Origin of the sequence: Pseudomonas sp. GL-R-19, assembly GCF_019956375.1 — a bacterium.
Taxonomy (GTDB): domain Bacteria; phylum Pseudomonadota; class Gammaproteobacteria; order Pseudomonadales; family Pseudomonadaceae; genus Aquipseudomonas.
The window spans coordinates 152,213-175,634 of sequence record NZ_JAHBDJ010000033.1 but is presented as its reverse complement, the minus strand read 5'-3'; the positions used below and the strand labels follow the sequence as shown (position 1 = coordinate 175,634).

The 23,422-nt window shown below is 60.2% G+C and carries 14 protein-coding genes; 8 read left to right on the top strand and 6 right to left on the bottom strand.

Going from position 1 to position 23,422, the window contains the following annotated elements; all coding sequences use genetic code 11:
* The first annotated feature begins 242 nt into the window (after positions 1-242).
* Entirely contained in the window at positions 243-6,683 is a 6,441-nt protein-coding gene (locus tag KGA83_RS18085; RefSeq protein ID WP_223530404.1) for a DUF5801 repeats-in-toxin domain-containing protein, read from the top strand.
* 276 nt (positions 6,684-6,959) lie between these two features.
* Here KGA83_RS18085 and KGA83_RS18080 read toward each other — a convergent pair whose 3' ends face one another.
* Entirely contained in the window at positions 6,960-7,676 is a 717-nt protein-coding gene (locus KGA83_RS18080) for a response regulator transcription factor (RefSeq protein WP_108215247.1), read from the bottom strand.
* 642 nt (positions 7,677-8,318) lie between these two features.
* Here KGA83_RS18080 and KGA83_RS18075 point away from each other — a divergent pair.
* Positions 8,319-8,891: a hypothetical protein gene (locus KGA83_RS18075; protein WP_108215249.1), complete on the top strand. Its 573-nt coding sequence runs from the start codon at positions 8,319-8,321 to the stop codon at positions 8,889-8,891.
* Here the strand turns inward: KGA83_RS18075 and KGA83_RS18070 are convergent.
* Positions 8,860-12,993, bottom strand: a complete 4,134-nt coding sequence (locus KGA83_RS18070; RefSeq protein WP_223530402.1) for a CheR family methyltransferase — start codon at positions 12,991-12,993, stop codon at positions 8,860-8,862. The two genes, KGA83_RS18075 and KGA83_RS18070, sit on opposite strands and share 32 nt — an antisense overlap.
* 341 nt (positions 12,994-13,334) lie before the next feature.
* Between KGA83_RS18070 and KGA83_RS18065 the strand changes: the two genes are divergently transcribed.
* The 4 genes from KGA83_RS18065 to KGA83_RS18050 all read left to right on the top strand — a co-directional run bounded on the left by KGA83_RS18065 (position 13,335) and on the right by KGA83_RS18050 (position 18,522).
* Positions 13,335-14,939, top strand: coding sequence for a tetratricopeptide repeat-containing response regulator (locus KGA83_RS18065; protein ID WP_108215251.1), 1,605 nt, complete (start codon positions 13,335-13,337; stop codon positions 14,937-14,939).
* Positions 14,936-15,628, top strand: a complete 693-nt coding sequence (locus KGA83_RS18060; RefSeq protein WP_108215252.1) for a sensor histidine kinase — start codon at positions 14,936-14,938, stop codon at positions 15,626-15,628. The genes KGA83_RS18065 and KGA83_RS18060 overlap by 4 nt, the downstream gene beginning before the upstream one ends.
* A gap of 220 nt (positions 15,629-15,848) precedes the next feature.
* Positions 15,849-17,093: a glutamine synthetase family protein gene (locus KGA83_RS18055; RefSeq protein ID WP_178086778.1), complete on the top strand. Its 1,245-nt coding sequence runs from the start codon at positions 15,849-15,851 to the stop codon at positions 17,091-17,093.
* A gap of 70 nt (positions 17,094-17,163) precedes the next feature.
* Positions 17,164-18,522, top strand: coding sequence for an MFS transporter (locus tag KGA83_RS18050; protein WP_223530400.1), 1,359 nt, complete (start codon positions 17,164-17,166; stop codon positions 18,520-18,522).
* Between the two features lie 147 nt (positions 18,523-18,669).
* Here KGA83_RS18050 and KGA83_RS18045 read toward each other — a convergent pair whose 3' ends face one another.
* The 4 genes from KGA83_RS18045 to flgA all read right to left on the bottom strand — a co-directional run bounded on the left by KGA83_RS18045 (position 18,670) and on the right by flgA (position 21,277).
* Positions 18,670-19,416, bottom strand: coding sequence for a flagellar brake protein (locus tag KGA83_RS18045; protein WP_115947306.1), 747 nt, complete (start codon positions 19,414-19,416; stop codon positions 18,670-18,672).
* Positions 19,417-19,508: 92 nt separating this feature from the next.
* On the bottom strand, positions 19,509-19,976 hold the full coding sequence (locus KGA83_RS18040) for a flagella synthesis protein FlgN (RefSeq protein ID WP_108215256.1): 468 nt from the start codon (positions 19,974-19,976) through the stop codon (positions 19,509-19,511).
* A gap of 48 nt (positions 19,977-20,024) precedes the next feature.
* Positions 20,025-20,351, bottom strand: coding sequence for a flagellar biosynthesis anti-sigma factor FlgM (gene flgM, locus KGA83_RS18035; RefSeq protein ID WP_115947305.1), 327 nt, complete (start codon positions 20,349-20,351; stop codon positions 20,025-20,027).
* A gap of 167 nt (positions 20,352-20,518) precedes the next feature.
* Complete coding sequence (gene flgA / locus KGA83_RS18030; protein ID WP_108215258.1) at positions 20,519-21,277, bottom strand: flagellar basal body P-ring formation chaperone FlgA; 759 nt, start codon at positions 21,275-21,277, stop codon at positions 20,519-20,521.
* Positions 21,278-21,360: 83 nt separating this feature from the next.
* Here flgA and KGA83_RS18025 point away from each other — a divergent pair, with 83 nt between their 5' ends.
* Together KGA83_RS18025 and cheR are read left to right on the top strand one after the other, a co-directional pair.
* Entirely contained in the window at positions 21,361-22,326 is a 966-nt protein-coding gene (locus tag KGA83_RS18025; protein WP_115947304.1) for a chemotaxis protein CheV, read from the top strand.
* A gap of 12 nt (positions 22,327-22,338) precedes the next feature.
* Positions 22,339-23,166 carry a protein-glutamate O-methyltransferase CheR gene (cheR, locus tag KGA83_RS18020; RefSeq protein WP_108215260.1) on the top strand — a complete coding sequence of 276 codons (828 nt, stop codon included), beginning with the start codon at positions 22,339-22,341 and terminating at the stop codon, positions 23,164-23,166.
* The last annotated feature ends 256 nt before the right edge of the window (positions 23,167-23,422 follow it).

Below are 23,422 nucleotides of genomic sequence, written 5' to 3'. Positions count from 1 at the left end.
CAACACTTCATTTTCATGACCTGTAGATAAAGTTCGACAAATCCTGGTACCCGGGATTTATCGAAGCCATCAACTCTACCTTCGCAACCTCCTCCTCCTCTCCCAAGTAGTCTGAAACTCCCATCCCGCCTGGGAGTATCGGCCGATGTGCATCCTGCGGTGCTTGTTCATAGTTGTGACCAATAGATCAGAATATGGTCCAAGGTCGACCCCCGATGACTGGACCCGCTCAGGAGAAAGTCATGACTATGCGCAAGAAAACTTCATCGCCAACGAATGACCTGGCCAATAACGCCGGTGACCATCCTTCACCGGTCAGCCACGACTGGACTTTTACCTACATTCCGACCGTCACCACCAACCTTGAAGACTACGCACCCGGCAGTACCGCCATCATCACGGCCAGCGGTTTCGCCGCCGGCAGCACCGTGACGCTCGAAGTGGACCACGCCGTCGGTGCCGGCGCGGATGGTGTGTGGGGTACATCCGACGATGTGCTCAATACCAATATGGGCGCGGGGCACGAGCCCTGGTCCGTGACCGACGGCGGTGCCGGCGATCTCGACGGCCAGGTCAACGGCAGCGTCACCACCTCGTGGTACGTGAATCCAGACGACTCGGCAGGCGCGACGTTTCTGCTCACCGCGACCTCTGCGGGCGCCGACGGTGTGCTCGGCACCGGTGACGACGCCGTGGCGACAGCGTCCTTTACGGACAGTGTTTTGAGCGTCGTGGCGACCGGCGAGGACGTGACCCTGGATGAAACGGCCGGGTTGCAGAACGGCACGGCCACTCCAGGCCCTGCGGGAGACGCTGACGACAACGACATTCTGGTGACGTCCCTGCCCACGACCTTCGCTAGCCGTTTGACCGGACTTGGGGCAGGCACCGCAACGGGGGCGGCCTTGAGCGGCTTTACTGGTGCCGTGGGCAATACAGGCAGCAATGCGTTCACCATCACCTCTGCACCCGGAGCCAGCATTACCGATGTCAGCTTCGTCGACAGCAATGGCGCACCGCTCAGTGGTGTGGTCAGCGGGCTGTTTACCCTCGACGGCATCAGCATCCTTCTCTATACGGATACGAACAACAACATCGTTCTGGGCCGGGCCGGGAGCGCAAGCGGCGCGATCGTGTTCGCAGCCTTTATAGAAGAAACCGGTTCGCCGGTCACGGGCGGCAAGATCTGGACCGTGGAGTACCAACCGCTGCGGCATACAGATGCTACGAACGCCGATGATTCGCTCAATCTGCTGAATAAGGTTTTCATCGGCGCCAGCCAGGACCTGGAGTTCAGTCTGGCCAATGCGCCCTCCGGTCAGAACCTCTTCCTGATGTTTACGACGGCGACCCCGACAGTTGTCAACGACGGTGGTGTCTTGCGGATCACGGACCCCACCATCATTGCCACCGGTAAGGACCCTGCAGACCAGTCAAGCGGCGCCAATATCACGACTGGCGACACGATCAATACCAGCCAGGCGGGTGGCCCGACCACCTTCGGCACCAACAATCAGATGATTGTGGAGCAAGAGGGCATCCGCTTTTCGTTCGTCACAGGTGCCAGGCAGAATGTGACGATTCCCAACCTGGATCAGAACGAAGCCGATGTTGAATCCAACATCGACTTTACCAGCGTCTTCAATGCGAAATCGGCCAGTTTCGACGTCGTGCAGTTGCAAAGCGGCAAGAGTGCTGTGGTAAAAATCAGCGCATTCAGCACCGCGTCTGAACCTGGCGTGAATTTCATCAACGGATATGCCGGTGATACGTCGGTTGCAATCACCAATATTCGCGTCATCAATAAAAGCACCGGGCAGGTGGTCGAGAACTCAGACGGATCGGTGAATAGTCCGAGCATTGTCATCAGTACTGTTGGCGGGGTTGCAACCATCACCGGCGTTTTGGCCGGCTACCAGATTCAGTACACCACAACGTCGGATCACAACCGCGTACTCGTCGAGAACGGAGCGGCCGTTGACGCCAAGGGCAATAACCACGCCGATTTCGATATCGGTGGCTTCAAGTTGGTCCAGGCCTCTATTACAAAAACCGAAATCGGCTCCAAGATCATCTTCGACGATGACGGGCCGAACATCAGCAGCACCGGCGTGGAGCCGACGCTGACCGTGGACGAAACGGTACTGGCGACCAACGCGACCCAGAGCTTTGCCGCCAACTTCAACTCGGCGTTTGGCGCCGATGGTGCGGGCACGCTGACCTATGCGCTGAACGTGGTAGCCGGAGCCTCCGGGCTGACGGACACGGAGACTGGCCAGGCGGTAAACCTGTCGCTCAATGGCGCGGTGGTGGAAGGGCGTACGGCCCTCACCAGCCAGCTGGTGTTCACGGTCAGCGTGGCGGCCAATGGCAGCGTCACGCTCGACCAGAGCCGGGCGGTGGTGCATGCCAACGCCAGCAATCCGGATGATTCGACGAGCTTGACCTCGGACAACCTGGTGACACTGACGGCAACCAAGACCGACAGGGACGGCGACAGTGCCTTGGCGACGCTGAACATCGGGCAGAACCTGGTGTTCAAGGACGATGGGCCAAGCATCACCACCACCGGCGTGGAGCCGACACTGACGGTGGACGAGACGGTACTGGCGACCAACGCCAGCCAGAGCTTTGCCGCCAACTTCAACTCGGCGTTTGGCGCCGACGGAGCCGGTACGCTGACCTATGCGCTGGGCGTGGTGGCCGGAGCCTCCGGGTTGACGGACACGGAGACGGGCGAGGCGGTGAACCTGTCGCTCAATGGCGCGGTGGTGGAAGGGCGTACGGCCCTCACCAACCAGCTGGTGTTCACGGTCAGCGTGGCCGCCAATGGCAGCGTCACGCTGGACCAGAGCCGGGCCGTGGTGCATGCCAACGCCAGCAATCCGGATGACTCGACGAGTTTGACTTCGGACAGCCTGGTGACCCTGACCGCGACCATTACCGACAAGGACGGCGACAGCGCCCAAGCGACCCTGAACATCGGGCAGAACCTGGTGTTCAAGGACGACGGGCCGAGCATCAGTACCACCGGCACGGAACCGACGCTGACGGTGGACGAAACGCTGCTGGCAAACAACGATACCCAGAGTTTTGCCGCCAACTTCAACTCGGCGTTTGGCGCCGATGGGGCCGGTACCCTGAGCTATGCGCTGGGTGTGGTGGCCGGAGCTTGCGGGCTGACCGACACGGAGACGGGCCAGGCGGTGAACCTGTCGCTCAATGGTGCCGTGGTGGAAGGCCGCACGGCCCTGACCAACCTGCTGGTGTTCACGGTCAGCGTGGCCGCCAATGGCAGCGTCACGCTGGACCAGAGCCGGGCCGTGGTGCATGCCGACGCAAACAATCCCGATGATTCGACGAGTTTGACCTCGGACAACCTGGTGACGCTGACCGCGACCGTTACCGACAAGGACGGCGACAGCGCCCACGCGACCCTGAACATCGGGCAGAACATGGTGTTCAAGGACGATGGGCCGAGCATCACCGCCACCGGCGTGGAACCGACACTGACCGTGGACGAGACGGTACTGGCGACCAACGATACCCAGAGCTTTACCGCCAACTTCAACTCGGCGTTTGGCGCCGATGGGGCCGGTACGCTGACCTATGCGCTGGGCGTGGTGGCCGGAGCCTCCGGGCTGATCGACACGGCCACGGGCGACGCGGTGAACCTGTCGCTCAACGGCACTGTGGTGGAAGGCCGCACGGCCACGGGCAACCTGCTGGTGTTCACGGTCAGTGTGGCGGCCAATGGCGGCGTCACGCTCGACCAGAGCCGCGCCGTGGTGCATCCCGACGCCACCAATCCGGATGATTCGACGAGTTTGACCTCGGACAACCTGGTGACCCTGACCGCGACCGTTACCGACAAGGACGGCGACAGCGCCCAGGCGACGCTGAACATCGCGCAGAACCTGGTGTTCAAGGACGACGGGCCGAGCATCACCACCACCGGCACGGAACCGACGCTGACGGTGGACGAAACGGCACTGGCGACCAACGATACCCAGAGCTTCGCCGCCAATTTCAATTCAGAGTTTGGCGCCGATGGTGCGGGCACGCTGACCTATGCGCTGAACGTGGTGGCCGGAGCCTCCGGGCTGACGGACACGGAGACTGGCCAGGCGGTGAACCTGTCGCTCAACGGCACCGTGGTGGAAGGGCGCACGGCCACGGACAACCTGCTGGTGTTCACGGTCAGCGTGGCCGCCAATGGCAGCGTCACGCTCGACCAGAGCCGAGCCGTGGTGCATGCCAACGCCACCAATCCGGATGATTCGACGAGCCTGACCTCGGACAACCTGGTGACCCTGACCGCGACCGTTACCGACAAGGACGGCGACAGCGCCCAGGCGACCCTGAACATCGGGCAGAACCTGGTGTTCAAGGACGACGGGCCGAGCATCACCACCACCGGGGTGGAACCGACGCTGACGGTGGATGAGACGGTACTGGCGACCAACGCGACCCAGAGCTTTGCCGCCAACTTCAACTCGGCGTTTGGCGCCGATGGTGCGGGCACGCTGACCTATGCGCTGAACGTGGTGACGGGGGCCTCCGGGCTGACCGACACGGCCTCGGGCCAGGCGGTGAACTTGTCGCTCAACGGTGCCGTGGTCGAAGGCCGTACGGCCCTCAGTAACCTGTTGGTGTTCACGGTCAGCGTCGCCGCCAATGGCAGCGTCACGCTGGACCAGAGCCGGGCTGTGGTGCATGCCAACACCACCAATCCGGATGACTCGACAAGCCTGGCCTCGGACAACCTGGTGACGCTGACCGCGACCATTACCGACAAGGACGGCGACAGCGCCCAGGCGACGCTGAACATCGGGCAGAACCTGGTGTTCAAGGACGATGGGCCGAGCATCACCACCACCGGCACGGAACCGACGCTGACCGTGGACGAGACGGTACTGGCGACCAACGCGACCCAGAGCTTTGCCGCCAACTTCAATTCGGTGTTTGGCGCCGATGGGGCGGGCACGCTGACCTATGCGCTGGGCGTGGTGGCCGGAGCCTCCGGGCTGACCGACACGGCCTCGGGCGAGGCGGTGAACCTGTCGCTCAATGGAAGCGTGGTCGAAGGCCACACGGCCACGGGCAATCTGCTGGTGTTCACCGTCAGTGTAGCCGCCAATGGCAGCGTCACGCTCGACCAACTCCGGGCCGTGGTGCATGCCAACACCACCAATCCGGATGACTCGACAAGCCTGGCCTCGGACAACCTGGTGACGCTGACGGCGATCCAGACCGACGGGGACGGCGACAGTGCCCAGGCGACGCTGAACATCGGGCAGAACCTGGTGTTCAAGGACGACGGGCCGGCACTCAGTTTCGGCAACCTGATCGGGACCGGTAGCGTCCTTGCGCAATCCGGGTTCTGGAATATGGCGACGGGAGCCGACGGGCTGGGTGCGGCCGGCCTGGATATCTCGTTGGTCAATAACCAGTTCACCCTCGTCAGGCCAGACAACACGACCACGACCGGGACCGGCACGCTCCACGAGCTGTCGCCATCACCGGATGTCAATGGCGCGTACCAATTCGCAGGAACCTTGACCGGTGATTTCGACAACAACGCTACAACGGCCAATACCACTGTCGACTACACGCTGACCGCCTATTCCGATGGCCACTATGCCCTGGATCTGGTGCAAGGCTTCAGTTCGACGATCGTGCTCAGCAGTGCCGACGGCTCGCTTGATGCCGGCGGCCCGGACTCGGTGCGCACATTGTTGATTCCGCAGACGAGTAACCCGGCTATTCCTTCGGCATCCGAGGAGATCGTGTTCTTTTCCGCGAAGGCGCTGGCGTCGACTGCGGACATCCTGACCGGCATCGGGCTCGGAGCACCCGACCCCACCGAAGCTACGCTGCAGACCAACCCCCTGCCGTCGTATATAGACCCGGCGGCCATGAACGTCAGCACGTCCGGCATTGGCGTCGCCAATAACCTTTTCCAGGGAGATAACCTGGCGGCAATCAGCGCCGCCGATGAAAGTTTCGTCATCAATCCGGAGAGCCTGCTGACGGGCATGAAGGTCTTTATCGACAACTCCGTGGCGGGATACAACACGGCGACCGAGGATCTGTACTACAGGATCTTCTACGAGGACGGCACGTTTTCGGATCGCACCGAGGTGAACACCCTGACTCCGGAGGCCGGCGGACAGGTGTCCTTCCTCATTGAGAAGGAGGGTGCGCTGCTGATCGACGCTGTTCAGCTGACGATGGGCCGAGGCGAGATCAAGATCCCGGTGATCCAGTTCATGCAGCAGAGCGAGAGCCTGGCCAGCGATGTCCAGTTGGCGTTCAGCGCGACGCTGACGGACAAGGATGGGGACTCGGCGACGAGTACGTTTGACGCCAACCTGATCGCCAACGATCCGGGCAACGCACTCTTTGACTTCACGCTGGTTGGCACTGGCGGTGAGCGAGATGCCTTCAACATCGATTTGTCAGTCAATCAGAACCGCTACCAGGTCTCCGGCTTCGATGTGGGCGCAGGCGTGCAAGACAAGCTGGTACTCAACGGCGACCCTAACGCTGTTGTCCAATCGATCAATAACACCGGCGCGGACAGCGTCGTCACGGTTGCCGAGACGGGTGGACAAACAACGACCATCACCCTGGTCGGGGTCGATGTTCAGAATACCGACATCTTTTTTGGCAGCGCTTGAGGTATTGCGCGTGTGAAAGGATGCGAGGGTGGCCCAGGAAACCACCCTCGCATTTTTTCTGCAGTTCCAATAGAGCGCATCCACGGTGAACTATTGAGCAGCACAGGGCTTGAGGAGCGCGGCGGGGGAGATACAGGTTAACGCGGCAGGATGTATCGAGAACGACATCGGCATTGCGGGGGGGCACCCTGTTCCGGGCCGTCGACAAGGATGGCGACAGGGTGACGGCCTACCCCCTGAAAGTGAGGGGCAGACCGTCTTGTATTGACTTGAATTTCATTCCAGTTCCACCCAGGTGGAGGGCGGTGCTTCGTTGTTGGTGAGCCCGTGTTTGAGCGCATACATCAGCAAGTCGATGCGGTTGATGAGATCAAGCTTTTGATAGATGTTGCTGAGGTGGTTGTGCACGGTGTGCTCACTGATCCCCAGGCGCCCGGCGATGCTCACATATTTGGCGGACGGTTCGCCGACGATGGCGCGAATCAGTTCTCTCTCGCGCAGGGTCAACCGCGCCTGTTTCGCCTGCTCTCGATTGCATTTCAAGGGTATATGCCCGGTCGCGGAATAGCCGCAAAGGCCGCCAGCCCAGGCTCTATCCATTGCGATGTCGCTGTGGTGGACCTTGAGGATGGCCTGGATAATCGATTCTGTCGGGTCTTCCGCCAGCACGATGCCGCGAGCGCCAGCCTCTATCGCCTGGGCGGCGGGGACGGCTTCGTACAGACCCTTGAGCAGCAGCACTTTCATGTCGGCGTTACGGGTGAGTCCCGCGACGACATCCAGTGGATTCAGCGCATCCGGAAAGAAACTGAAAAAAATGACATTGGGCCGCAGTTGATCGGCAAGATTCAGCGCATGGGTATAAGTGGTGGCCTGGGCTGTCACTTCCATCCGGGGTTTTCTGGCATCAATCAAGTCGTGAAGGCCCTTGAGTACGAGGGGGCGACAATCGATCAACATCACGCCGATTGGCTTTTCCTGGTCAGTGTTCATCTTCCTGACCCCCTTGAAAAACCAACGTTGGCCTCCACCCGCTGGCCTTCCCGGGTCAGCAACTTGCTCGCTGGGGCGCCGCGATTGAAGGACAGATTTGAACACACGGAGGCGGTGATGGTGCTTGTCCAGGCATTGGCGACCACGGGCCATAGGGGCATATCCACCAACAGCATCGGCAGGCGGGGTGAGCGTTTCCAAACGGCAGGCAAAGCCCGAGAGAGAAAATCAATAAGAAAAATTATCAGTGGATTGCACATGATGATGGACTCCCGCGCGCCTCTCAACGGAGTCTAGGTCAGCCCGGAGCGCTGCCAGCCTGCCCGTCCGTCAGGCCTCGATGCAAGCCCGGTACGGGCAGGCCTGAGCGATGTTCTCAAGGAGGGGGTAACCCTCGAAAATCAAGGCATTAGGCTCGCCAAAGGTGGCCAGCGACCAAAGTCTGATCCTGATCAGAATCGTCAATTAATCGACGAGTGGCGTGCAGTTAGGAGCGCTAATATTGAGTTGGTCAATTTACTGGCGAAACATGCCTGATCGAGCCGGCTGCAAATCAGAGCTTGGTGAAATCAGCCGACGACTTGCGTGGAAACCCGATGACGGCTGTGCCTTACTTCTAATTCCATCTGTGGAGAGCAATCGATGCGACACAGAGGCACCGGATATTGGCTCTGGACCAATACCCGCTTACCCTTTCAGACCTATGAAGAAGTGCTCGGCGACGGCGTGCAGGTCGAGGTGCGGGCGCGCATCAGCCTGCTGGGGTTTGCTCAGGTGTTTATCGGGGTTTATGGCCGCAATGGCTGGGCGATCAGCGAAGAGTCCCATGACCGGCACAGCGGTGAGCCTCGCGCACAGGCGTTGAGATGGGGCGTGGCGCGGGCAAGGGAGATTGTGCTCGAGACCCAGGCCTTCGTCGCGCCGCACCGGGTGCAATTGGCCCTGGGGCCGGTGATCACCGACGAGTCGGTACTGGCACTGCGTTGCATGGAAATGACCGAGCGTGAGCGTTTGAAGCTCAAGTCCGACGATGCCTGGATCGAGTATCAGGCTGCGAAAGCCTCCGTACTGACACTGATGCGCTCGACCAAGGTCGATCCGGGGGTGTGGGCCGAGCAAAAGGAGCGGCTGCTGCAGGCCATCGATCGACGGGCCTGCGTACAGCGCGCTTACTTGAGTTGCCTCAGGTCGATGAGTGCCGCAGAGCCTCAATAGTGTCGATCAGGTCATCGTAGGACACCGGTTTGCCAACTTGCTGGTTGAACCCCGATTGCCGTGATTTCTGAATATCGCTTTGCGCACCGTAGCCGGTCAGCGCAATGGCGGGCACATTCCTGGCTTGCGGCAATTGGCGCAGGGCGCTGATCAGCTCATGGCCGTTCATGACCGGCATGCCCAGGTCTGAAATGATCAGGTCGAACCGGGTATTTTTTGCCGCGTCCAGCGCCGCCGCCGGACGGTCGAAGGCGATCACCTGGGCGTCCTCCATCTCCAGCAGCATCTTCAAGGTTTCCAGCACCTCGGCGGAGTCATCGACCAGCAGGATGGTCAAGCCGCTGAGTCTGCCGCAAGCGTCTTCGATCGGCGCGGCGGGAAGGGCTTGGCCGTTGGTCTCGGCCAATGGCAAGTAGACGGTAAACGTGCAACCGGCACCGACGCCGCCGGAACTCACTTGCACAGTGCCTCGTTGTGCCTCGGTCAATTGGCGGACCAGCGACAGGCCGATCCCCAGCCCCTCGCGCTGGTGCGAGGTGTGCTGTTTTTCCGCCTGGCCGAACAGGTCGAATACATGTTCGAGGTGCTCTGTCGCGATACCGATGCCGTTGTCTTTGACATCCAGCCTGGCCATGTTGCCCGCCTGACTCGCGATCAGTTGCACGCGGCCCTTGGCCGGGGTGAATTTCAGTGCGTTGTTCACCAGGTTCCAGATGATTTGTTCCAGACGCGTCGGGTCGGCCTGGATCATCAGTGCCTCGGCGGGTACTTGCAGTTCGACCGTGATGTCGTGCCCGTCATTGAGGACCACGGTGTAGATGTCGCGCAGGACGTTGTTCAGGTCCACAGCAACCGATTGCAGCTTGAGTTTGCCGGTGCGGACCCGGGCGACATCCAGCAGGTCATCGATGATCCGCGCCTGGCTGGTGACGGCTTCGCAGATGGTATTGACGGCTTTGGCGGCTGGAGACAGGTTTTTCGTCACCGGCAAGCGACGCAACAGTTCGGCGTTGAGCTGGATCAGGTTCAGCGGGTGCTTGAGTTCGTGGGACATGACCGCAAAGAACTCGTCCTTGAGGTAGCTGGTGTTGCGCGTCTCGGCCAGTTGCTGGCTCTGCTCTTCATGCTGGCGCTTGTGGCCGGTCAGGTCCCGGGCGATTTTCACGTAGCCCTGAAGTTTGTCACCGTTGAGCAGGGTGACTTCGCCGCTGCAAAAGAATCGGCTGCCGTCCTTGCGCAGGTGCCAGCGTTCATCTTCGAAGCGGCCATGGTTGCGGGCCGTTTGCAGTTCATTTTCCGGAATGCCGCTGGCACGGTCTTCGGCGGAGAAGATGAAATCGTAGCGAGTCCCTTCGGCCTCGTACTTGCTGTAGCCAAAGATCAATTCGGCACCCTTGTTCCAGCTGGTGATCACGCCGTGCTCATCGAGGGTGATGATGGCGTAGTCGCGGGTGCTTTCGGCGACCAGGCGCATGCGTTCTTCGCCCAGGCGTAATTCTTCCTCGGCCGCGCGACGCTTGGTGATGTCGATGAAGGTCAGCACTGTACCGTCGATGTGGTCTTCGCTGGAGCGATAGGGCAGCAGGCGGGCAATGTACCAGCGGTTGTCGGTGCTGCTGACTTCGCGCTCGATCATGTTCAGCGATTCGAAGACCTGGGCCGCATCGGCCGCCAGGTCTTCGTAGTGCAGGCGATGGGTGATGTCGAGCAGCGAGCGTCCGGTATCGACCGGCAGCATGCTGAAGATGTCGGTGGCGCGGGGGGTGAACCACTTGATGCGCATGCTGCGGTCGACGAATACCGTGGCGATGTCGGTCGAGGCGATCAGGTTGCTCAGGTAGTCGTTGATCTTGTCGGTCTCTTCGACTTTGGTTTTCAGTTCGAAGTTGACCGTCAGCAGCTCTTCGTTGATCGACTGCAGTTCTTCCTTGCTGGTCTCGAGCTCTTCGGTGGCCGAGCGCAGCTCTTCGTTGATCGCCTGCATTTCTTCATTGGAGGCCTTCAGCTCTTCGCTGGAGATTTCCGATTGTTCGATGGTGTCTTGCAGGTGCAGCTTGGTCCGTTGCAACTCGCGCTCGAGGTTGGACAGTACCTGGCTTTCGGTTTGCAGTTGGGTGCTCAAGGACGCTTGCGCGGGGTCGATCTCGACCTCCTCGAAAATCACCAGAATGTACTCGCCCTCCGAGGCTTCATCCTTGTAGGGGTGGGCGACCAGATCGATCAGGTAGCGTCGTTCATCGCGTTTGATCGGCACCTCGCGGGACTTGACCGAAGTACCGCTCTGCTGGACCTGGAACAGGGTGGTGCGGATTTCCAGGCGCAACTCCGGAAGAATCAGGTTCAGCAGGTTGCGCGACAGTTCGCCACCCACATGCCGCAGGAAACGCCCGGCGCTTTCGCTCATGTGCAGGATGTCGGCGTTGGTGTCGACGAGCACGCTCGGTGGCGCCGACTGTTCGAGGGCGCGGTGGTGCAGGTCGGCCACCGACAGTTTGCGTTGCTCGCCGGTTTCCGGGGTTTGCCGGGGCAAATTGGTACGTACGTAGCCGCCACGGGGCATGGTGGGCGTGCGCCGGCTGGAGGCCGTGCCGGTTTTGGCACGGAAGATCCGGTTGCGTTTGTCGACAGGGGCAAACAGCTCGTGGCAGGCATCGGCGCTTTCGGACGTGCCGAGGAACAGGAAGCCGCCGGGGCGCAGGGCGAAGTGGAACATCTGGAGGATTTCACGCTGCACTTCGCGATCCAGGTAGATCAGCAGATTGCGGCAAACGATCAGGTCGATCTGCGAAAACGGCGGATCGGACAACAGGCTGTGCTTGGCGAACAAGACCTTTTCGCGCAGCTCCTTGCGCACTCGGTAATGGTCGTTTTCCTTGATGAAATAGTGGCGCAACCGTGACGGCGGCACGTCGGTGACGATCGCTTGCGGATACAGACCGCTGCGCCCGTAGCTGATCGCGCGTTCGTCGATGTCGGTGGCAAACACCTGCAACGTGGCTTTGCTGGCGTCCAGTTGCATCTGATCGTGCAGCAGCATCGCCAGGCTGTAGGCTTCTTCGCCGGTGGAACTGCCAGCGGACCAGACGCGTATTTCTTCTTTTTTCTCCGATTGCGCCGATGCCGTGGCGGCGCTGACCAATTGCGGCACCACATCCCGTTCCAGAGCTTCGAAGGCTTCGCGGTCTCGGAAGAAGTTGGTCACACCGATCAGCATGTCGCCCAGCAGTGCCTTGATTTCCTCGGGATTGTTTTGCAGGAATTTGTAATAGGAGACGAGGTCCGGTTGCGCCGTGACTTGCATCCGGCGTTCGATACGCCGCAGCACGGTGGCGCGCTTGTAGTGTTTGAAGTCATGGCCGGTGCCGGTGCGCAGCTGGATCAGAATGTCGTGCAGCACTTGCTCGGCTGCCGCGGTATCGCGCTCGGCCGCCGGGGCGATGCTCTGCATCCCCTGATCACTGACCGTGGGCAGTTTGATTTCCCGGGCGTTGCTCCACAACTCCAGCAGCTTTTGCGGCATTTCAACGACCGGTAACACGAAGTCGACCATGTGCGTATCGATGGCAGCTTGCGGCATGCCGTCGAACTCGGCGTCTTCCGGCACCTGGGCCATGGTAATGCCACCCTGTTCCTTGATGCGGGACAGGCCGACCGCGCCATCTGAGCCTGTGCCCGACAGCACCAGGCAGAACGCGCGCTCACGGTGTACATCGGCCAGGTCGCGGAAAAACAGATCGATCGACGAGTGACGTCCCAGACGCGGATCGACAGGGCTGACCTCAAGCAGGCCGTCATCCATGTTCAGCTGTTGCGCCGGCGAAATGACGTAGACCCGGTTCTTTTCGATAGGCACCGTGCTGCCGACCTGCAGGACCGGCATCTTGGTCGATTCCTGGATGATCTTGTCGGCGAAGCTTTGGTGGTCGGGAGACAGATGAAGAATGATCACGAAGGCCATGCCGTTGTCCTGCGGCATGTTTTCGAAGAACCGCTTGATCGCTTGCAGCCCACCCGCCGACGCGCCGATCCCCACCACCGGAAAGTCCAGCGTGCTTGGGCTCAGGGCCTTTCGCTCTGGAACGGTATTGGAGGGTGTGCTCATGGGGTCGTCCTTTGGCGCTGGGGGTCTTGCGCTTGAGTCCTGAAGGAGAAAAGTGCAAATCGATAAACCAGAATAATCCTGTTTTTCGCTAGAGCCTTCAAATATTTAGAGTCTGCGGCAGGGGAAGATTCTCAAGGGAACGCCACTGCTGGCCGATAACCCGGACAGTCAGGGGCCATTTTGCCTTTGCGGTTGGTTCGGGGGGCTCATTGCTATGAGAAGGTGGTTGATAGCCTAGTGCCACCCGTTATCATCTGCGCGCCAAAACAAGGGCTGCGAAGTTGAGTCCGTCCGTGTATTTGCCTTTGGGTTCTTCTTCTTAAATTGCCTGGAAATCTTCGATGCTGTCGTATCACCAAAAGCGTTTTCTGATCGTCGATGATTTCTCGGACTTCCGCAGTTCGGTCAGGTCGATGCTGCGCGAACTGGGCGTCAAGGAAGTGGATACTGCCGATACCGGCGAGCAGGCGCTGAAAATGTGCTCGCAGAAGCAATACGACTTCATCCTGCAAGACTTTCATCTGGGCGACGGCAAGAAGAACGGCCAGCAGGTGCTCGAAGACCTGATGGAAGAAAAGCTGATCAGCCATGAAGCGGTGTTCGTCATGGTCACCGCCGAAACCAGCCAGGCCATGGTGCTCAGTGCTCTGGAGCACGAACCCGATGCCTACCTGACCAAGCCGTTCAACCGTTCCAGCCTGGCCCAGCGCCTGGAGCGCCTGGAGCAGCGCAAGACCCTGCTCAAACCGATCCTGCAGGCCCTCGACCGGGGCAAGCCAATGGAGGTGCTCAACGCCTGCATCGCCCTGTGCAAGCAAGACATCCGCTATTCGCCACTGTGCCTGCGCTATCGCGCCGATGCCCTGCGCGACCTCAATCAGAACGAAGCGCTGGAGCGCCTGTACGACGGCATCATCGCCGACCGCCCATTGCCATGGGCGTTTGCCGGGTTGGGCAAGTTGCTGTTCAAGCGCGGTCAGGTCGCGCAGGCCAAAGGCATTTACGAAAAAGCCCTGAAAGTCTTCCCGATGATGCCGTCGCTGTATGACGGCATGGCGGACGTGCTGATCGCGGAAGGCGATACCAAGGGTGCACAGCGTGTTCTGGAGGAAGCGATTCGCCTGTCGCCACTGGCGGTTCGCCGCCAGGCGTTGCTGGGCAAGCTGGCGATGACCAACGAGGATTTCGACACGGCGGCCAAGGCCTATCGCCAGGCTGTGAGCCAGGGTGCGCAGTCGCGGTTCAAGGATGCCGAGAGCAACCTCGGCCTGGCCCACGCCTTGATCAGCAAAGGAAGTGAAAGAGGCCTGGACACGCGGACCCGCCTGGAAATCAATACCACATTGAGCGCCGTGGCCAAGGAAAACCCTTCCGATCCGGGCCTGCAAATCCGCGCACGCCTGATGAAGGCCACCAGTCTGTTGCTCAACGATGCCGAGACGGCTGACAAGCTCACCGAGCAAGCCTTGTTGCGTCTGGATGGCATGGAGCAATTCATGAGCGCCGAAGCGGCGTTGCTGGTGGCCAAACAGCTGAAAATGCTCGGGCAGACCGAGGCCGGTACCGCGATGCTGAAAAACTGCGTGGAAATCTACGGCGACGATCCTGTGGTCATGAAGGACATCGCCAAGCAGACCGACGACCCGAGCATCCTCAACTCCGGCACCGCCGCCGCTGAACTCAACCGTCAGGGCGTGCGCGTGTACAAGACCGGCAATCTGGTGGAGGCGCGAGCGGTGTTCCGCAAAGCCCTGGCGATGCAGCCGAAGAACATCAGTATCGCCCTGAACCTGGCGCAGTCGTTGTTGCACGGCACCGATACCGGCGTTCCTTCAGCGGAGCTGGAAGAATGTCGGACCTGCCTGAAAATGGTCGGCCTGATGCCCGACTCCGACGCGCGCTATCCGCGTTACCAGAAGCTGAAAAGCAAGGCGTTTGGCCAATGAACGACAATGAGCAGGCACTGGATTTCTCCACGGTGATCGCCTCTACCGTGCACGATATGAAGAACTCGCTGGCCATGCTGATGCAGGCCCACAGCCAGTGGCTGGCGCGATTGCCGCAGGCGGCGCAACAGACGCCGGAGCAGGGCGTGATCGACTTCGAGTTTGCCCACCTCAACGGCATGCTGGTGCAGTTGTTGGGGCTGTACAAGCTGGGCGTCAACCAGATGCCGTTGCAGCCGGCTTACCATGAACTGGACGACTTCATCGAAGCGCAACTGGCTTGCCATCAGGAAGTGTTCGCCAGCCGCGGCATCATGGCCACCTATGAAGTGGACCCGCTGAGCCCGCTGGGTTTCTTCGATCGTGAGTTGATCGCGTCGGTATTGGCCAACTGCATCAACAATGCCATCCGCTTTGCACGGCATGCCGTTTTGATCAGCGTCAGCGACGAAGCCGGGCAACTGGTGTTGACCATCAATGACGATGGCCAGGGGTATCCGGCGCAGATGATCGAGCACCAGGCCGATTACGTGCAGGGCATCAATCAAAGTACCGGCAGCACCGGGCTGGGCCTGTACTTCGCCGGACGAATTGCCGCGTTGCATCAGCGCAATGGCGTCGGCGGACGCACCGAAATCGGCAATGGTGGTCCGTTGGGCGGTGGGGTGTTCCGTCTTTACCTGCCCTGACTGTTTGTCGTAGGAGATTTTGCGTCTTTATTGATGAGGGCTGCTTGAAATTCCGAACACGCGGAGCCTATTTTGTACGATCGCCGTTCGCGGCCCGTACAATAACAAGGATTGCGTCATGACCACCGTTGGCCTGAGCTCACTCGCGCAGCGATTGACGGGCATCGATGAAGTTGAGTGTGTCACGCCGGATTTGAATGGCGTTCCACGGGGCAAAGTGATGACCTGCGAGGGGTTTCTCGACGGTCGACGTTTGCAGATGGCGCGGGGCGTGCTGTTGCAATGCATCATGGGCGGATACCCGCCGGCGCGTTTTTACGGCAGCGATGATGGCGACCTGGCGCTGATCCCGGACCCGGCACAAATCCACCGCTTGCCCTGGAGCCACCCACCGCGGGGCTTCGCTATTTGCGACGCGAATGAACTGGGCACCACCACCAGCTCCAGCCTGTCGACCCGTGGTCAGCTCAAGGCCGTGATTGCCCGTTATGCGGCCCGCGGCCTGGCGCCTGTGGTGGCGACCGAGCTTGAGTTCTTCGTTTTTGCGCCCAACACCGACCCGACTCAGTCGTTCCAGCCACCGCTGGGGCTGGATGGTCGTCGCGAGGATGGTCAGTCGGCGTTCAGCGTCAGCTCCAACAATGGGCTGCGACCCTTCTTCAATGAAGTCTACGAATGCATGGCGGCGTTGGGGCTGCCCCGCGATACGTTCATGCACGAAATGGGTGTCAGCCAGTTCGAGATCAATCTGCTGCATGGCGATCCATTGCTGCTGGCCGACCAGACGTTGCTGTTCAAGCACTTGCTCAAGGAGGTTGCCCTCAAGCATGGCCTGAGCGTGGTGTGCATGGCCAAGCCGCTGGCGCATACGCCGGGCAGTTCGATGCATATTCACCAGAGTGTCGTCGAGATCGATTCGGGGAAAAACGTGTTCAGTGACAAGGCGGGGCAGGAGACGGCAACCTTCCGTCACTTCATTGCCGGACAGCAAGTGTGCATGGCCGACTTCACTGCGTTGTTTGCGCCGAACGTGAACTCCTATCAGCGCTTGTGCCATCCTTACGCCTCACCGAATAATGCCTGCTGGTCCTATGACAACCGGGCCGCCGGCTTGCGCATACCGGCCAGTTTGCCGGTGGCCCGTCGGGTCGAGAACCGCTTGCCGGGCGCTGATGCCAATCCGTATCTGGCGATTGCCGCAAGCCTGGCGGCGGGGTTGCATGGCATCGAGAACGCGTTAGAGCCGAGCACGCCGATCCAGGGGGAGTTCGAAGTGCCGGACAATCTTTCGTTGCCCTGTACCTTGCATGCGGCACTGGAGCGTCTGAAACGTAGCCAGTTGGCCAAGGAACTGTTCGGCGTGGAATTCATCGAAGGCTACATCGCTTCGAAGACTCTGGAGCTGAGCAGTTTCCATAATGAAATTACTCCCTGGGAACGGCGTGTTTTAGCAGCCCAGGCCTGACGATCCGTCGACATCCGGCTATCGTTTAGCGACAGCCGATTCTCACTGCAAGGAGCCGCTCGGAACGCCGATGCGCCAAATCTGGAAATCCTTTCGAGCACTGTATTTCGCCTCGCTGATGATGTTGATCGGCTCGGGCCTGTTGAGTACTTACCTGGGCCTGCGCCTGGCGGCCGACCATGTCGACAGCCTGTGGGTCGGTGCGTTGATGGCCGCCAACTACTTCGGCCTGGTGCTGGGGGGCAAGATCGGTCACCGGTTGATTGCCCGGGTCGGGCATATCCGGGCCTACTCGGCCTGTGCCGGAATCGTCGGCGCGGCGGTGTTGGGCCATGGCCTGATCGACTGGCTGCCGGCCTGGCTGTTCCTGCGGGTGATCGTCGGCCTCGGCATGATGTGCCAGTACATGGTGATCGAGAGCTGGCTGAACGAGCAGGCCGAAGCCAAACAACGCGGGTTGGTGTTCAGCGGTTACATGATCGCCTCGTACCTGGGGCTGGTGATGGGGCAACTGATTCTGGTCATGCACCCGGCGCTGGGGCTGGAGCTGCTGATGCTGGTCGCCCTGTGTTTCGCCCTGTGCCTGGTGCCCGTGGCCCTGACCCGGCGGATCCACCCGGCACCGCTGCACCCGGCACCGATGGAACCACGGTTCTTTATCAAGCGTGTGCCGCAGTCATTGAGTACGGTGCTGGGGGCAGGGCTGATCGTCGGTTCGTTCTACGGTCTGGCGCCGCTGTATGCCTCGCAGCAAGGTTTGTCCACGGAGCTGGTCGGGCTGTTCATGGGTAGCTGTATTTTTGCCGGGCTGCTGGTGCAGTGGCCGTTGGGCTGGTTGTCCGACCGCTATGATCGGGCCGTGTTGATCCGCAGTTTCGCCTTCAGCCTGGCCCTGGCTGCACTGCCGCTGGCGATCATGCCGCAGGTGCCGTTGGAGGTTCTGTTTATCGCCGGTTTTGTTTGTTCGCTGGTGCAGTTCTGCCTGTATCCGTTGGCGGTGGCGTTTTCCAATGACCATGTCGAAGGCGATCGCCGGGTGTCCCTGACGGCAATGTTGCTGGTGACCTACGGCGTTGGCGCGAGTATCGGGCCGCTGGTGGCAGGCGTGCTGATGAAGCTGTTCGGCAGCCAGATGCTCTATGCCTTCTTCAGTTTCTTTGCGTTGGTGCTGGTATGGCGGATTCGCCCGAAAGCAGTGACCAACCTGCATCAGGTCGACGACGCACCGCTGCATCACGTGGCCATGCCGGACAATATGACGAGTTCGCCACTGGTGGCCTGCCTCGACCCGCGGGTCGATGAGCAGATGGTGCAGGAGCAGATGTGCAACCCGGTGAATCCGGAGTCGCCTGCCGAACCTGAAGCCGATCAACCGCCGCAAGACTCTGACTCGGGGCGCGAGCAAAGCTTTACCGAGGTCAGGCCTTAAATCCAGGGCACAAAAAAACGGGCAGTCACCGCAAGGGGCTGCCCGTTTTTGCAGGAACTGGCTTGCCAGCGAAGACGTCCGTTGTATCGATGCAAGGTTAAAGGACGCCTTCGCCGGCAAGCCGGCTCCTACAGGGACCGTGCTACATCAGAGATCGTCTTTGTCGAAGCGACGCGCTTCGCGTTGCAACTGGTAGACGAAGCGTTCGACCTGACGCTGCACCAGCCCGCTCATGTTATGGAAGCGAACGCCGGCGAAGGTGGTGGAGATCTTTTCTTCGAAGTGCAGATAACGCAACTCGACCGGTGCGGTCATCTTGCCGAATGGCAGGTCGGCGCTGAAGCGGTCGTAGACCTGACCCAGTTGCAGGCTGCCGGTGATGTCACCGTCGAAACGCAGTTTGCAGCCGGTAGCGGAAATATCCAGCAGTTTGCCGCTGATGGAGGCCTTGATTTTTTCGCCGTCGAGGTTGACGTTGACCAGTTGTGCCAGCTTCAGTGCCGCACGGAACGCATTACGGCGCTGGTGGTACACCACTTCATCGGGCAGGGCGCCGCGATAGCAGCGGCTGCCAGCGGATTCGTCGATGTTCAATCGGCCGTTGCTTTCCCAGGCAATGCGTACGCCTTCGTGGAAGCCTTCGACCCTGAACGGCTCGCCCGCCAGCAGGTAGCGCTCGCCATCACGGGGAATCATTTCGTCCAGGGCAATCATATTGCTGTCACGGTCCAGGTCCACCAGGTAGCTCTGGAAGCGCTGGCTGCGCTCGTGGAACGTGATGATCAGCGGGTCATGGCTTTCGAGCAGCTGGCGCAGGTTGCTGGAGATTTCCAAGGGCGTGGAGAGCACCTTGGGTGGCTGCGGAGCATCATCCACGGATAAGGCATTGGACACGGTTAATCAATCTCCAGACAAAATTTGACTACGGCAGGATAGCAGTTTGCCAGTATGTTGCGCGTCTTGATAGAGCGGGGGCATTGACCGGCTCATGCCTGACTGAGCGGGCGCGGCTTGGCAAGCTTGGAGAATGTTCCGCTGGCATCGTAAAGCGCCGGGGTTTCACCGCCGTTGAGGATTTTCAGCTGGGTGGCTGTAGCGGCCTGCTGGGTGAGGATCGACTGGCCGTTGTTGGTGTTGATGGCCTGGCATTGGGCCAGGAGATCGGTCAGCACGTCACTTTGCGCCAGCAACTGCTCGCCAATGCTCGACTGGCTGGCCAGTTGCTCAAGACCTCCACGGTTGGTCGGCAGGTTGAGGCTGGCGAGAATTTCACTGCGCTTGCGGCCATGCTGTTCGAGCAAGACGATCAATGCCTGTTTCTGCGCCAGGATGTTCTCGAGCAATGGCATGTCGCGGCCATGCAATGCGAGGGATTCGGTCTGCAGTAATTCCAGCAGGTGTTGCGCTGGAGCAAAGTCGTCGGTGATCAGTTGCAGTAAATGAGTGTCGTGCATGGCTGGCCTTGGGTTTTAAGCGTCCAAAAGCCTGGCGCTGGCGTTGGCCTAGCGCTGGGCTTCGAAGTTGAGCAGTTTGCTGGCTACACGGCTGCTGTCGACTTTATAGCTGCCATCGGCAATCGCTGCTTTCAACTCGGCCACGCGGGCGTTGTCGACGGCGGGTTGATCGCGCAGCTTGTCAGTGACCTTCTGCAACTGTTGAGCCTCATCGCTGAGATGTACCGATTCCCCGCTTTTGACGGTACCGGCCTGTTCGGCCGCGGACTCCAGCGGCGCGGATTTGCCGGTTTCGGCGTTTTCCTTGCTGGCGCTGGTACGTGTACTGCCCGTAAGGGACGAGGAGCTGTTCAAACGGCTGAAATCGATGACCATGATAAAAAACCTCTGGGAATTTGGACGCTTGCCATGTTTTCGGCCATTCCCTGGAAAACTTTAGGCCCATTTATCAATGAACCTCGCGCGCGCCAGCGCTTGCCCTGCATGGAGCACAGTCTAGGGAACAGCCGGGGCAAGCGCCACATTCCGATGAGCAGGGAGTCTTACATGGACACTTCCACCTGCCCCGGCGCCATGACCTGCGCCTTGATGACTCGCTGGGAATTGAGGTTTTTCACCCGGATCTGTTCGCTCAGGCTGCCATTTGACAGCGCTTCGCCCGGCATGCGCACGCTGAGCGTACCGCTGCGGGCGGTAATCACCACCTGATCACCCTTGCGGATGACCTCGGCCTGTTCGATATGCACCAGGGTCATCACCTGGTCGGCGACCATTGGTCGGGTCAGTCGCTGCCCGATCGCCTGGTCTGGGGAGGTCAGGTAGCCCTGGCTGATGAGGCTGATATCGCGTTCGCGCAGCACCACATCCAAAGGCTCGACAATGTTGGCGCGGCGCAGTGGTCGGGCGCTGGTCACGACATCGCGAAACAGGCGGACTTGAGCAGGTACGAACACGGTCCAGGGGGAGGCGCCCTCGCAGCGGACCTTGACTGTGACCCGTCCCAGCGGCTTTGGACTCTCAAGAGTTGCTGTCAATTCCTTGTCGCACATGGGCATGTGCATGCGCGGATCGAGCGGGTTGACCTGGATCTCGTAGCGACCTTCCGTTTGGCTGGTAGCCAGATAGTCTTCTACGGTGAATTCAAGAAAGCCCTGGGTGACGCCGATAAGCATGTCAGGCAAGGTAAGCGCGTCAGCAAGGGCAGGGCTGCCAGCGTTGAACAGGCAAACGGCCGCCAGCACGCCAGGCAATTTGCGGCAGAGTGCGGTCAGGCGTCGGAAAAATGTCGGTTCTGTGTTCATAACGATTAAAAAAGCAAGCGCCGTGCCGTTTAGTGATGACGGCACGTCGCAACAACACTTGGCGTTGGTGTAGGAGTCTGGGCATGGCTGGTGTAATGGATTCGGTGAACCAGCGCACGCAACTGGTGGGGCAGAATCGCCTTGAGCTGTTGTTGTTCCGTCTCGACGGCCAGCAGCTGTACGGGATCAACGTGTTCAAGGTTCGGGAGGTGCTGCAATGCCCCAAACTGACGCTGATGCCCAAGTCCAGTCCTGTCGTGTGCGGTGTGGCGAACATCCGGGGGGCGACCATTCCGATCCTTGATCTGGCGATGGCGACTGGCTCCGGTGCGTTGAAGGACAAGCACAATCCCTTCGTGATCATCACGGAGTACAACACCAAGACCCAGGGTTTCCTGGTCCGCTCGGTGGAACGCATCGTCAACATGAACTGGGAGGAGATCCATCCGCCGCCCAAGGGCACCGGGCGCGATCACTATCTGACGGCGGTGACGCGGGTCGACAATCAGTTGGTCGAAATCATCGACGTCGAGAAAGTGCTGGCGGAAGTGGCACCGACGCCGGAAGCGATTTCCGTCGGCGTGGTGGATGTCGAAACCCAGCACAAGGCGCTTTCGTTGCGTGTGCTGACGGTCGATGACTCGTCGGTGGCGCGCAAGCAGGTCACGCGTTGCCTGCAAACGGTCGGCGTCGAAGTGGTGGCGTTGAACGACGGTCGGCAAGCGCTGGACTACCTGCGCAAACTGGTCGACGAGGGCAAGAAGCCGGAAGAAGAGTTCCTGATGATGATCTCCGACATCGAGATGCCGGAGATGGACGGGTACACCCTGACGGCGGAAATCCGCAACGACCCGCGCATGCAAAAGCTTCATATCATCCTGCATACTTCGTTGTCGGGGGTATTCAATCAGGCGATGGTCAAGAAGGTCGGTGCTGATGACTTCCTGGCCAAATTCCGTCCCGATGACCTGGCATCCCGGGTAGTCGACCGGATCAAGGCAGCAGATATCAGCCAGGGGCCCGCGCCCCTGGCAGTCAACACGATTTAAGAGGCGGCATCATTGTCTACGGGTAATTTGGATTTCGAACAGTTCCGGGTATTCCTGGAAAAAGCCTGTGGCATTTTGCTCGGTGAAAACAAGCAGTACCTGGTCTCCAGCCGTCTCAACAAACTGATGGAACAGCAAGGCATCAAGTCTTTGGGTGAGTTGGTTCAGCGCATGCAGACCCAGCCGCGCAGCGGTTTGCGCGAGCAGGTGGTGGATGCCATGACCACCAACGAAACCCTATGGTTTCGTGACACCTACCCGTTTGAAGTCCTGAAGAACAAGGTGCTGCCCGAAGCGATCAAGGCCAGTCCCGGCCAGCGTCTGCGCATCTGGTCGGCGGCGTGCTCGTCGGGCCAGGAACCCTATTCGCTGTCGATGTCCATCGACGAGTTCGAGCGGGTCAACATGGGCCAGTTGCGCATGGGCGTGCAGATCGTTGCCACCGACCTGTCCGGCACCATGCTGAACAACTGCAAGACCGGCGAGTACGACAGCCTGGCCATCGGCCGCGGTCTGTCGCCCGAGCGTCTGCAGCGTTATTTCGACCCGAAAGGGCCGGGACGCTGGGCGATCAAGGCGCCGATCAAGAGCCGCGTGGAATTCCGCTCCTTCAACCTGCTGGACAGCTACGCGAGCCTGGGCAAGTTCGACATCGTGTTCTGCCGCAACGTGTTGATCTACTTCTCCGCCGAGGTGAAGAAGGACATCCTGTTGCGCATCCACAGCACGTTGAAGCGGGGCGGTTACCTGTTCCTCGGTGCTTCCGAAGCGCTGAACGGGTTGCCGGATCATTACCAGATGGTCCAGTGCAGTCCGGGGATCATTTACCAGGCGAAGTGATGCAAAAGCGCCCGGCATAAAAACGGGAGCCCTTCGGGGCTCCTTTTTTATGCCGGGCGCTTTTGCATCAAGTAGGAGCTGCCGAAGGCTGCGATCTTTTGACTTTGCTTTTGAAGATCAAGATCAAAAGATCGCAGCCTTCGGCAGCTCCTACAGGGGGGGGCGTGTTGCATAGGACAAGCGGCAGAAAAGCGGCATGCGGCGGAAAACCGTTGCCGCTTTTCTGGCATTGCCGCGTTGCCATGGCCGGCAAAGC